Genomic DNA, 12,508 nt, shown 5'->3' with positions numbered 1-12,508 from the left:
AATCCCAGATATTTTTCATACCTTTTAGGTAGATTCGATATAAAAAGGTGGGATTTGAATGAACCGTTTTAATCAGTACGTTCATGAACTATTTGAATGGAATGAGGAAATGAAACGATTTTTGGATTCGGAGAATGTGAAGGATGATCTAGAGTTATGGGAACAGCTTGAACAATTCACAGAGTTAATCGAAACGGCAGGGCAACCATTATCAGATCATGACATGCTCAGTCTTCAGTCAAAAGCTGAAGGAATTCATGAACAAATGGAAGAATACTTTTCCCGAAAACAAGGAGTTGGGAGTACCTGGGGCGAGAATAAGACTATCCCCCCAGGTGGTCATACACTCCCCAATCTTCCGTACGCCTATAATGCACTCGAACCACATATTTCAGAAGAAATCATGAGGTTGCACCACGATAAGCACCATCGCTCTTATGTTGAAGGATTAAACAAAGCGGAGTTAAACCTAAAGAAGGCTAGGGATAACCATGATTATTCACTGGTTAAGCATTGGTCAAGGGAATTAGCCTTTCATGGATCAGGTCATTATTTGCATACAATTTTTTGGAAAAATATGATTCCTAAAGGAGGAGGAACCCCCCAAGGACTCCTTAAGCGGGAAATAGACAATTATTTTGGTGGTTTTGATAAATTTAAAAAGCAGTTTTCCGAAGCAGCTAAACAGGTAGAAGGAGTGGGGTGGGCAATCCTCGTATGGTCACCGCGGGCAAGGCATCTTGAGATTTTACAATCAGAAAGACATATGTTGCTGACCCAGTGGGACACTATTCCCCTGCTAGTTCTAGATGTTTGGGAACATGCTTATTATCTACAGTATAAAAATAACCGGGCAAATTATGTGGACAATTGGTGGAATCTAGTAAACTGGAACGATGTAGAACTAAGGTTTGATAAAGCCTCAGAGATTAAATGGCCAGCATTTTAATGGTAAGGCAATCGGCACCTAGTCGATTGCCTTTTCATTTTTAAAGACAAATTGTCATATCAGCGCTTGTCCTGCATAAAATTTTAGAAAGCTAGTATTGAAGCTGGACATGTTTAAAGAAGGGGACGAGGTAATCTTATGAGAATGATTTGGAAGCTAGTCATTTTTACCCTCATGGTCTCACTATTCATTGCAAACATTCCTCAAAAGGTGGATGCTTCCGTTTCCGTAAGTGCACGTGGTGCAGTTTTAATGGAGCAAGAATCTGGGCGTGTCCTATTTGAGAAAGATGCCCATACAAAACGAAGGATTGCTAGTATTACAAAAATCATGACAGCAATCCTGGCTATCGAATCGGGTAAAATGAATGAACTAGTGAAAGTAAGTGAAAAAGCTACCAGAGCGGAAGGATCGTCTGTGTACTTAAAGCCTGGGGAAAAAATCAAGCTAAAGCATTTAGTATATGGCTTAATGCTTAGGTCCGGAAATGACACAGCCGTTGCCATTGCCGAACATGTCGGAGGAAGCTTGGATGGGTTTGTTTATTTGATGAACCAAAAAGCGAGAGAAATAGGGATGTTAAATTCTCACTTTTCCAATCCTCATGGCCTAGATGATCATGAAAATCACTATTCAACTGCTTATGATATGGCTTTATTGACTCGGTATGCTATGCATAATAAAACCTATCAAAAAATTGCTGGAACGAAGAAATACAAAGCGCCAAACCCCACTGAAAGTTGGGATCGAGAGTGGAAAAATAAGAACCGATTACTGACAAAATACAAATATACGACAGGCGGCAAAACTGGTTATACAAAACGTGCAAAAAGAACACTCGTCTCGACAGCTACAAAAGGGGACATGAACTTAATTGCTGTTACCCTGAACGCTTCCGATGATTGGAATGACCACATTGCCATGTATGAAAATGGTTTTAAAACCTTTGATATGGCCGAGGTGCTGTCAAAAGGAAAAATAGATATAAAAACAAATAAAATTTTTCGAAAACATCTTTATTTAAAAAAAACAATTGCCTACCCAGCTACAAATGAGGAAATGAACTTGTTCTCCATTAAATATAAATTAAATAAGCCTGGAGAAGATTGGAACAACACAGAACATAACGGAGAAGCTGTTGGTAAAGCTCAAGTTTTTCTTGATGGAAAGGTGGTAAGTGAAACACCTATCTATTATCAGGGAGATCCTGATAAAAAGAAGGGAATATTTGATTCATTAAAAGATATATTTCTATCACTGATAGGCGTGAGACTAAATGGTTAATTATATATGGGTTTTTATGACGATTATTGGTTTCGTTTTTGCGATGATAAACGGTACACTGGCTGAAGTAAATAAAGCGATATTTGATGGAGCGAAGGAGGCAGTGACACTCTGTATCGGGTTGATCAGTATTCTCGTGTTTTGGCTGGGGATGATGCGGATAGCCGAGGAATCTGGATTACTTGATAAATTGTCAAAGTTATTTCGCCCCTTGGTGAAACGTTTATTTCCAGATGTGCCATCGAATCACCCTGCAATGGGCTATATCTTGTCTAATATGATTGCGAATATGTTTGGTTTAGGCAATGCGGCTACACCACTTGGTATAAAAGCAATGGAGGAACTAAAACACTTAAATGGCGGTAAAAACTCAGCAAGCAGATCAATGGTCACTTTCTTAGCGATCAATACTGCAAGCATTACAATCATTCCAACTACGGTTATTGCGATCCGAATGAATTACAATTCTGCTTCCCCAACAGAAATTGTTGTACCAACATTAATTGCAACCATTATTTCGATGCTCGGCGCTGTTATGATTGACCGTTATTTTTATAAACGACGAAGTCGTAAAGGATGAAAACAATGGAATTTCTTTCACTTATTTCCCTAGGTTTTATTCCTGTTCTAATCGGTGTTATCCTCCTATACGGAACGTTTAAAAACGTTCCGACTTATGAGAGCTTTGTCGAAGGAGGAAAAGAAGGAATCAAAATTGCTGTTTCCATAATTCCATATCTTGTAGGGATGCTTGTTGCTATTACCGTCTTTCGTGCTTCAGGTGCCCTAGAAGCATTAATGAAGTGGATTAAACCTGCGATGGAGGCGATTGGTGTACCAGAAGAAATTGTTCCACTTATCTTAATTAGACCGATTTCTGGAACAGCTGCACTTGGGATGACAAGTGATCTTATCGCTGTATATGGTCCAGATTCTTTTATCGGCAGGCTTGCTTCTGTTTTACAAGGGAGCACAGATACTACCTTTTACGTATTAACCGTGTATTTCGGTGCGGTGGGAATCAAAAAAATGGGAGATGCACTCAAGGTCGGTCTGCTAGCTGACGTTGTAGGAATCATAGTAGCCATTATCGTAGTGGTATTAATATTCGGTGCAAATTAAACTGATTTGGGTATGTAAAATAATAAATAATAAGCAGGTTCCTGGAGAGTTTACGATAACTAGGAGGCTGCTTTTTTATTTTTATTCAAGATAGAATAGTCGTTACTTTGAAAAAGGGCAATTTTGTGTCATAATTCATTAGGAAAGAATAACAAATTTGTTTCCTAGTAAACTGAGGAGCTAATTACTCAGTATTCAAAATAAAGGTAACAGCTGAGGTGGATCATATTGGAAAGATTACAAAAGGTAATTGCCCGTGCAGGCATAGCTTCAAGAAGGAAATCTGAAGAATTGATTAAAGAAGGTCATGTAAAGGTAAATGGGAAAGTTGTTACAGAACTGGGGGTGAAAGTAACTCCATCTGATAGGGTTGAGGTTAATGGGATCCAGATTGAGAAGGAGGAACCTGTTTATTTCCTATTATATAAACCACGTGGTGTTATATCGAGTGTAAGTGATGATAAAGGAAGAAAGGTTGTAACTGATTTCTTCCCATATATTCAAGAAAGAATTTTTCCAGTAGGGCGACTTGATTACGATACTTCTGGATTAATACTTTTAACAAATGACGGGGATTTTGCTAATTTACTTATGCACCCAAGCAATCAAATTGATAAAGTTTATGTCGCGAAGACAAAGGGAATCCCCTCAAAGGAGAACCTTAGAAAGTTGGAAAGAGGGATCCAACTTGAAGATGGAAAAACAGCACCAGCTAAAGTTAAGATGCTTTCGGTAGACAAGCAAAAACAAACTTCTATCATTGAAATTATCATCCATGAAGGACGCAATCGTCAGGTTAGGAGAATGTTTGAAGCAATTGGACATGAAGTTCAGAAATTAAAACGGGAACGATATGGCTTTTTAACATTACATGGCCTCTCCGCTGGGGATGCAAGAGAGTTAACTCATCACGAGGTAAAGTTATTAAGGGGATTATCGCTTGAGTCAACTAAAAAAAATTCATAAAGATGTCACATTTGTCTGATTTGTATTTACTATTAACATAGTGATAAATGATATAATCTAGACAAATTGTGTCGAAAAAGTGTCTAAAGGGGAGGGGAGAATATTGAAAAAACGGCGATTGATCATGAGGACTATAATTCTAATCGTTCTTGCCTCTGCCGTTGCCTACACATTGTATGCCAACCTGACAAAGGATACTAGAATGAAAGTTGAAGTTGGTAAACAAGCTCCTGATTTTGTGTTAGTTGATATGGATGGTAAAAAACATAAGCTTTCTGATTATAAAGGACAGGGAGTGTTTTTAAACTTCTGGGGAACATGGTGTAAGCCGTGTGAAGCGGAAATGCCTTATATTAATAATCAATATAATCATTTTAAGGATAAGGGTGTACAAGTGTTGGCAGTGAATGTTAATGAGTCTGAATTAGCTGTTAATCACTTTATAGAACGTAAGCAGCTGGATTTTCCTGTGGTAATTGATACAGATAGTCAGGTTCAATCCGCATATGGAATTAACCCGCTTCCGGCAACCTTTTTAATTGATAAGAATGGGGAAGTGGTTAAATACCATACAGGATCGTTAACAGAAGCGACTGTTAGGGAGTTTATGGAGAAAATAAAACCTTAAGGGGTTTGTGGGGAGATTTTTGCAATGAACGATGTTAAATGTGAATGCGGACATGTAAATCCACACGGCACCGTATTGTGTGAAGCATGCGGAAAAGTTCTAGTTGAACAATCACAAGACCAACCACTGCTGGATATGCGGTATGAAGGCAGTGCCCGCCGCTCACAAACATATAATAAGTCCATCGTTGATAAAATATGGAACTTTTTTTCATCTGTTAAAGTAGGTGTATGGCTGATTGTCATCACGTTGGTTGCATCTGCAGCTGGGACGATTCTACCGCAAGAAATGTACATACCTCCTACGCTGCCTGCGGCAGAATATTACGAAGAAGAGTATGGTTGGTTTGGTAAGCTCTACTTTGAATTAGGCCTTAATAATTTGTACAGTTCATGGTGGTACCTAGTTTTAATCGCCATGATAGGGATTTCTCTTGTGATCTGTAGTCTCGACAGGGTGGTGCCATTGTACAAAGCACTAAAAGCACAGAGAGTAACTAGACATGAGGGCTTTTTAAAGCGGCAACGGATATTCGGTAAAAGTGAACAAGTTGATGAAGATGATCTAGTAACCGTAAAAAAACGATTAAAGGCTAAACGCTATCAAGTAAGGGAAGAAAACGGAGATTTGCTTGCGGAAAAAGGTCGTTTTTCTCGCTGGGGTCCATATGTGAACCATGTGGGATTAATCATCTTCTTAATTGGCGGCATGCTGCGGTTTGTTCCAGGAATGTATATTGATAAGGTTTTATGGCTTCGTGAAGGTGAAACAAAGGTTGTTCCTGAAACGGATGGTCAATATTATGTTGCGAACGAAAAATTTATCCTAGAAAATTATGATAAAGAAAAAGATAAAACATTTGAAGCTGCAATTGATCGTGCGGGGATGGTCGTTAAAAATTATCAGACGAACGCAGTTCTTTATAAAAGGGTCGGACCAGCAATTGCTGGAGAAAAACCGGAATTAAAAAAAGTAAAAGAACATAAAATCCGCGTGAATCAACCATTGAAATTTGAAAAGTTTGCGTTATATCAAGTAGACTACAAACTTGATGAACTAAATACCATGTCATTTTCTTTAACAAATAAAGAAACAGGTATGGCTTTTGGAGACGTAAAAATAGATCTTTATGACCCAAAGCCAAAATATGATCTTGGTAATGGATATGGGATAGAAGTGTTGAGCTTTTTCCCGGACTTTGAATTTGCAGAAAATGGGGAGCCAACAACAAAATCAAGGATTCCCAACAATCCTGCTTTCGTTTTCCGAATGACATCGCCAGAGGTTCCAAAAGGGGAAACTAGTTTTGTGGCGATTCAGCAAACCATTGAACCTTTAGGTGATAATCAATATAAAATGGCCTTTAAAGGGATTGAAACCAAAAATGTTACTGCTTTGACCGTTCGTAAAGACTTGACGATTTGGATTATTGCTATGGGCGGTATACTCTTTATGATAGGTGTTATACAAGGAGCATACTGGAATCATCGCAGAATCTGGGTGCAAAGTAAAAATGGTGAAATATGGATTGCAGCGCATACGAATAAAAATTGGTACGGATTAAAAAGGGAAATTGAATCAGTACTTTATGAAACGAAAATTAATATTCCTGAAGATCAAACTCAAAGGGAAATAATGGATAAGGAGGGAGCCTAGTTGGTAACAATAAGTAGTAATTTACTTTATATTGCATTTATTCTTTATTTAGTTGCGACCCTCTTCTTTGGTGGAGCCATTAAGGCTAAGAAAAATATTAACGAAAAGAAAGGCACAAATCGCTGGGGAAAAGTGGCTGTCTTTTTAACCATCGTTGGTTTCGCTTCTCAGATAGGTTACTTTATAACTAGATGGATTGCAGCTGGGCATGCCCCTGTTAGTAATTTATTTGAATTTACAACCTTCTTTGGAATGTGTCTTGTCGGTGCATTTATCGTTATTTATTTTATTTATCGGACACCTCTTCTTGGGTTGTTCACCATGCCTGTGGCGATACTCGTTATTGCCTATGCAAGCATGTTTCCAAGAGACATTTCTCCACTAATACCTGCGTTGCAAAGTGATTGGCTTCATATTCATGTTACGACTGCAGCTTTAGGAGAAGCTATTTTAGCCGTTAGCTTTGCTGCTGGATTAATTTATCTAGTAAAGGTGATTGATCAAACTAAAGCAAGTAAGAGAACATTTTGGCTTGAAACGGTAATGTTTGGGTTAGTGACTACATTAGGATTCGTACTCGTATCCACTTTATTTTCTACAATGGATTATAAAGCCGAATTTAATTGGATAGATAAGAACGATCGAGAGGCTGCAATTGAATATACGATGCCAGCGATTACTGGACCCCATGAAGGGGTGTTAACAACTGAAGGGAAGTTTGAACCACTTGTAGAAATGCCTGCAATCATAAATGCCAAGAAAATGAATTCGGTTATTTGGTCATTTATTGGGGGAATCATTCTGTATGGTTTAATTAGACTAATATTAAGAAAGCGTATTTCTGCAGCACTACAGCCTTTAGTTAAAAATATAAACCTAGATTTAGTTGATGAAATAAGTTATCGTTCAGTGTTGATTGGATTCCCGGTCTTTACTTTAGGTGCATTAATATTTGCAATGATTTGGGCTCAAATTGCCTGGACCAGGTTCTGGGGCTGGGATCCTAAAGAGGTTTGGGCATTAGTTACATGGTTATTTTACGCAGCCTTTTTACATCTTCGTCTTTCAAAGGGATGGCACGGCGAAAAATCGGCTTGGTTAGCCGTACTAGGTTTTGTTATTATTATGTTTAACTTAGTGGCCGTAAACCTAGTTATTGCAGGGCTTCATTCCTACGCCGGGTAATAATAAGTAAGAAGTTTTATAGCCTTTACTTTCTTCAAGTAAAGGCCTTTTTGCAAAAATATGGATGGATAAACAATTGATTGTCAAAAATTAGACACTTTTTGCAATGACAATTACTATTAGTTATAGATTAAAATAGTCACATTTTGTAAAATAACTGCATGGGGGGATTAATAATGGATAAAAGCGTAAAAATTTTAGTAGTGGATGACGAGGAAAGAATTCGCCGGTTATTAAAAATGTATTTAGAGCGTGAAGAATATGTAATTGATGAAGCTGAGGATGGAAATGAAGCGTTAACGAAAGCGATCGCAAATGATTATGATGTAATCCTCTTAGACTTAATGATGCCTGGTAAAGACGGTATCGAGGTCTGCCGTGAATTAAGAGAAAAGAAAGCTACCCCTGTTATCATGTTAACAGCTAAAGGTGAGGAAGTTAATCGTGTTCAAGGGTTTGAAGTCGGTACAGATGACTATATTGTAAAACCATTTAGTCCAAGGGAAGTTGTTCTGCGTGTTAAAGCTCTATTAAGGAGATCTTCACAAACTAGTTATCTTCAAACAGACACAACAACTAAGGATGTAATTGTTTTCCCGCATTTAACCATTGATAATGACGCACACCGGGTTTTGGCAGATGGTAAGGAAGTAAGTTTAACGCCAAAGGAATACGAATTACTTTATTTCCTTGCAAAATCACCTGACAAGGTATTTGACAGGGAGCAATTGCTGAAAGAAGTTTGGCATTACGAATTTTTTGGTGATTTGCGTACGGTTGACACTCATGTTAAACGTCTTCGTGAAAAGTTAAATAAAGTCTCTGAGCAAGCAGCAAGAATGATTGTAACAGTTTGGGGAGTAGGCTACAAATTTGAGGTTGTTAATGAATGACCTTTTTAAGAAGTGTAGTTGGTAAACTGTGGTTTACCATAATATTTTTGGTTGCCTTTATACTTTTCATCTTAACTGTTATGCTTTTGGAATTTTTTGAGAATAACAATCTTATTGAAACCAAACACGATTTAACGAATCAGGCTGAAAAAATTGCTAAAGTCTTGGAAAATCATCCAGGTGAGCAATTTCCATTAGGATTAGAAATCTCTTGGGAAATTATTGATGATGTTACAAAGGTGGTCATCATCAAAAATGACCAGGAAGTCTATTTCTCTCCCAACTCGGAAAAATCAGTAAAGTTATCGGTGCCAGATATTCAAGATGATGTTGAGTTATCCAAAGTTTTTACAGAAGACACTTCAGTTGAAAAGGTTTCAAAACTTCCTTCTGATGATCCGGAGCAAACGGTTGAGAAATATTCAATCATTGGAGTCCCTTTTCAGCTGGATGATGAGCAAAATGGTGCGGTTTTTATCTATCAATCCTTAGAGGTAGTCCAAGAAACTACACATTCAACAACTAATTTTATTTTACTTGTTGCGGGTGTCGCAATTATCCTAACGACTATTTTTGCCTTTTTCTTATCTACTAGGATTACTGCCCCATTAAGGAAAATGAGAGAGGCAGCCTTTGAAGTAGCGAGAGGAAAGTTTGATACGAAAGTCCCGATTCTAACGCATGACGAAATCGGTGAGCTTGCCACAGCATTTAACCAAATGGGGCGGCAGTTAAAGTTCAATATGAATGCTCTTAGCCAGGAAAAAGAGCAACTAGCCAGTATTCTAAGTAGTATGGCAGATGGGGTTATTACCTTCAACCGGGATGGAACCGTCTTGATAACGAATCCTCCTGCGGAGCGCTTTTTGCAATATTGGTACTATGAAAAAGGTGCCTCTGGTGCTGCTGCGGAAGAAATTCCAACCGAAGCAATGGAGCTTTTTCAGCGTGCTGTTGATACGGAGAAAGAGCAAGCAGGGGAAATTTCTCTTCAAGGCCGACACTGGGTTGTCCTAGTCAGTCCGCTATATAGCAATCGATTTATTCGTGGAGCTGTTGCGGTTCTTAGAGATATGACCGAGGAACGGGTATTAGAAAAAATGAGGAAAGACTTTATTGCAAATGTTTCTCATGAGCTTAGAACACCAATATCCATGTTACAGGGCTATAGCGAAGCCATTGTAGATGATATAGCCGAGTCTCAGGAAGAAAAGAAGGAAATGGCTAAAGTCATCTATGATGAATCATTGAGGATGGGCCGATTGGTCAATGAACTCCTTGATCTTGCAAGAATGGAAGCAGGTCATATTCAATTAAACCTTGATGAGGTTAACTTAAATACGTTTATGAATAGAATTGTTTTTAAATTTCAAGGGCTTGCGAGAGACAATGAAATCCATTTAAGTGCTGACCTAGAGCATGATATTCCCAACTTATTATTTGATCCAGATCGGATTGAACAAGTACTGACGAATTTAATTGATAACGCCATAAGACATACTCCACAGGGCGGTTTAGTAAAGTTACATGTAAATAGTGATGATTTCGGTATAAAAGTGCAAGTGTCAGATTCAGGATCAGGAATTCCTGAAGAAGATTTGCCATTTGTTTTTGAACGTTTTTATAAAGCTGATAAAGCTCGTACAAGAGGAAGAGCTGGTACTGGCTTAGGACTAGCTATCGCTAAAAATATAATTGATGCACATCGCGGGTATATTTCTGTAAACAGTAAAATTGGACAAGGAACGACATTTACCTTTTTGCTGCCTCGAAAATAAGAAAAATATGACGATTTCTCTTGATACACGGGGAACATTTTCTCAAAACACTAAACTCATCTAAGATGGTGGGTTTTTTTTTAATATTGTTTACCTGCCTTCACAATTTTTCATAAAAAGTCTATATTTAATATATGTAACGTTTTGTACATAAATAACGACTAATTCTATGAACGGGGAGGGGAATGGATGGACTCCGTTTTCGATGAGCTATATCAAAAATATCATCATGATGTTTTTCAATACCTATTTTATATGGTAAGAAACAAAGAACAAGCAGAGGACTTAGTTCAAGAAGTTTACATTCGGGTTTTTAAATCTTATCAACGCTTTGAAGGAAAGAGCAGTGAAAAAACATGGCTTTTTTCTATCGCACGCAATGTGGCGATTGATTCCTTCCGAAAACAAAAAGGATGGAGGGGCAGGTTGCTCGAAAAATTTGATTGGTCCTCAAGTCAAGTGAAAGACGAGTATCCCATTCCAGAAGAAATAACCATTCAAAAGGAAGAAATTAAATGGATTTATCAATGTTTGGATTATTGCACTGTTGACCAACGTTCGGTTGTCATTTTTCGGTACTTAAACGATTTGTCGATCACTGAAACTGCAGAGGCACTGGGGTGGACGGAAAGTAAAGTGAAAACAACTCAACATCGTGCATTGAAAGTATTGAAGAAGCACATGGGAATTTTTAATGAACAGGAGGGATTAGAGAGTGAAGAAGTCAGAGTGGAGCGATAAACAGCTCGAAGAATTACTAAGGCAAATGCCCCTAATACAAGACCATCGCAATCCTCGTGACATTTATCAAAATCTTTCTATCAAGAAGAGAAAACGACCCGCATGGGTAGTACCTGGTTTTGCTGCAGTCGCAGCTGTACTCCTTCTGTTCTTATTCATTCCTAGGCTGTTAACCGGAACAGAATATTCTTTTGATAGCGCTAAACAGGAACAATCCACTAGTGAAGAGAAAATAAGCCTTTCTGATGATAAAAACTCATCAATTTTAATGAAAGAGGAAGATTCTGCTGAAATAGAGAATGGAAAATCAGGCGCAGCACCCAAAATGCTGGCGGACGAAAGTAGTAAAACGGCATTATATGATAACGAAATTGAAAATGGGATAGTAATGACTTATTGGGTCCCAGATTCTCAAGTACAAATGTTGGTGCCTATATCTACAGTTATAACTCCAGACACTAGTAAGGATTGGCTGACAATTTTTACTGAAACAATGGGATTATTAAAAGAAGAGGAATGGGGATTGACAGACTATTACCCTTTGAACGCAACTTTTACATGGGATAGTAATACGAATACCGTCACTGTAGACGTACCTATAGATCATAAATATGGGCAAGGTTCTACAGCTGAAACAATTTTTATAACCTCATTGAACAATAACATAGCTTCGAATAGTCAAGTAAATAAAATTAAATTTACCACAAATGGTCAGCCTGGAATAGAACTTGGGAATCAAGGTGTAATTAAAGAAATGAAAGTGGAGCCAGTAGGAAATCATGCATATTTTTCTTATACACCAGATGGAATGGATACCGCCTACTTGGTCCCTTCCACGGAAAAATATCAAGATATTAACTCAGCTTTTGAAATAATGAAGACTGATCAACAAGAGCTAGGCTTAACAGCAACGATAGGGTCAGATTTTCCTATTAAGGATGTTACAATAAAAGAAAATAAATTATTAATCAGTATGGATGAAAACTCAAAAATGGAAAATAACCTTGCAACGGTATTCTCCTTTGAAGCAATTTTATTAACCGCAAAGGAATTTGGGATTGAGACAATAACGATAGTAAATCCCCCCATTCAACTTTTAGGACCTTTTGATCTTTCAAAGGAAGTGAAGGTTCCTTTAGCAGCCAATCTTCGAACAATCAAATAAGCAGATTAAAAAAGATTAACCGAATAAGGTTAATCTTTTTTTATGAAGGCTCTTTTCTTAATTTGTTGTTTTTTATACCGCAAATTTATCCTTCTGCTGTGTTTTGGTAGAAAACACCAAATTTTTAATAAGAAAAGAGCT

Annotated in this window: 12 protein-coding genes; all 12 read left to right on the top strand. The window is 37.8% G+C overall.

Translation table 11 applies throughout. The features are described 5' to 3' along the window. The first annotated feature begins 58 nt into the window (after positions 1-58). The 12 genes from V7124_RS05215 (at position 59) to V7124_RS05160 (ending at position 12,367) form a co-directional block, all read left to right on the top strand. The gene (locus V7124_RS05215) at positions 59-949 is read left to right on the top strand and encodes a superoxide dismutase (RefSeq protein ID WP_335486850.1); all 891 of its coding nucleotides are present in this window, start codon (positions 59-61) and stop codon (positions 947-949) included. A 138-nt stretch (positions 950-1,087) separates the two neighbouring features. Then, complete coding sequence (locus tag V7124_RS05210; RefSeq protein WP_420490507.1) at positions 1,088-2,233, top strand: D-alanyl-D-alanine carboxypeptidase family protein; 1,146 nt, start codon at positions 1,088-1,090, stop codon at positions 2,231-2,233. Then, positions 2,226-2,813: a nucleoside recognition domain-containing protein gene (locus V7124_RS05205; RefSeq protein ID WP_335409112.1), complete on the top strand. Its 588-nt coding sequence runs from the start codon at positions 2,226-2,228 to the stop codon at positions 2,811-2,813. The genes V7124_RS05210 and V7124_RS05205 overlap by 8 nt, the downstream gene beginning before the upstream one ends. Before the next feature lie 5 nt (positions 2,814-2,818). Next, positions 2,819-3,355: a spore maturation protein gene (locus V7124_RS05200; protein ID WP_335409114.1), complete on the top strand. Its 537-nt coding sequence runs from the start codon at positions 2,819-2,821 to the stop codon at positions 3,353-3,355. 228 nt (positions 3,356-3,583) lie between these two features. After that, positions 3,584-4,321 (top strand): 23S rRNA pseudouridine(2605) synthase RluB, encoded by a 738-nt coding sequence (rluB, locus tag V7124_RS05195; protein WP_335409116.1) that lies wholly within the window; start codon positions 3,584-3,586, stop codon positions 4,319-4,321. 103 nt (positions 4,322-4,424) lie between these two features. Continuing rightward, positions 4,425-4,949 carry a thiol-disulfide oxidoreductase ResA gene (gene resA, locus V7124_RS05190; protein WP_335409118.1) on the top strand — a complete coding sequence of 175 codons (525 nt, stop codon included), beginning with the start codon at positions 4,425-4,427 and terminating at the stop codon, positions 4,947-4,949. Positions 4,950-4,973: 24 nt separating this feature from the next. Further along, complete coding sequence (gene resB / locus V7124_RS05185) at positions 4,974-6,605, top strand: cytochrome c biogenesis protein ResB (protein ID WP_335409120.1); 1,632 nt, start codon at positions 4,974-4,976, stop codon at positions 6,603-6,605. Then, a complete protein-coding gene (gene ccsB, locus V7124_RS05180; protein ID WP_335409123.1) occupies positions 6,606-7,790 on the top strand; it encodes a c-type cytochrome biogenesis protein CcsB in 1,185 nt (394 codons plus the stop codon). A gap of 176 nt (positions 7,791-7,966) precedes the next feature. Continuing rightward, positions 7,967-8,683: a response regulator transcription factor gene (locus tag V7124_RS05175; protein ID WP_335409126.1), complete on the top strand. Its 717-nt coding sequence runs from the start codon at positions 7,967-7,969 to the stop codon at positions 8,681-8,683. Next, positions 8,680-10,461, top strand: a complete 1,782-nt coding sequence (locus V7124_RS05170; protein ID WP_335409128.1) for an ATP-binding protein — start codon at positions 8,680-8,682, stop codon at positions 10,459-10,461. Before V7124_RS05175 ends, V7124_RS05170 begins: the two co-directional genes overlap by 4 nt. Positions 10,462-10,650: 189 nt before the next feature. Continuing rightward, on the top strand, positions 10,651-11,202 hold the full coding sequence (sigX, locus tag V7124_RS05165; RefSeq protein ID WP_335409130.1) for an RNA polymerase sigma factor SigX: 552 nt from the start codon (positions 10,651-10,653) through the stop codon (positions 11,200-11,202). Continuing rightward, the gene (locus V7124_RS05160; protein WP_335486847.1) at positions 11,177-12,367 is read left to right on the top strand and encodes a hypothetical protein; all 1,191 of its coding nucleotides are present in this window, start codon (positions 11,177-11,179) and stop codon (positions 12,365-12,367) included. The genes sigX and V7124_RS05160 overlap by 26 nt, the downstream gene beginning before the upstream one ends. Positions 12,368-12,508 lie beyond the last annotated feature (141 nt).

This window comes from Neobacillus niacini, assembly GCF_036961885.1.
In the GTDB taxonomy this organism is placed as follows: Bacteria; Bacillota; Bacilli; order Bacillales; family Cytobacillaceae; genus Neobacillus; species Neobacillus niacini_H.
This window is presented reverse-complemented; position numbering and strand designations above follow the sequence as displayed.

Bases quoted from the DNA above. Each gene is read 5' to 3' on its own strand.
- V7124_RS05215 (WP_335486850.1), top strand. From the start codon at position 59: ATGAACCGTTTTAATCAGTACGTTCATGAACTATTTGAATGGAATGAG.
- V7124_RS05210 (WP_420490507.1), top strand. From the start codon at position 1,088: ATGAGAATGATTTGGAAGCTAGTCATTTTTACCCTCATGGTCTCACTA.
- V7124_RS05205 (WP_335409112.1), top strand. From the start codon at position 2,226: ATGGTTAATTATATATGGGTTTTTATGACGATTATTGGTTTCGTTTTT.
- V7124_RS05200 (WP_335409114.1), top strand. From the start codon at position 2,819: ATGGAATTTCTTTCACTTATTTCCCTAGGTTTTATTCCTGTTCTAATC.
- resB (WP_335409120.1), top strand. From the start codon at position 4,974: ATGAACGATGTTAAATGTGAATGCGGACATGTAAATCCACACGGCACC.
- V7124_RS05175 (WP_335409126.1), top strand. From the start codon at position 7,967: ATGGATAAAAGCGTAAAAATTTTAGTAGTGGATGACGAGGAAAGAATT.
- V7124_RS05170 (WP_335409128.1), top strand. From the start codon at position 8,680: ATGACCTTTTTAAGAAGTGTAGTTGGTAAACTGTGGTTTACCATAATA.
- sigX (WP_335409130.1), top strand. From the start codon at position 10,651: ATGGACTCCGTTTTCGATGAGCTATATCAAAAATATCATCATGATGTT.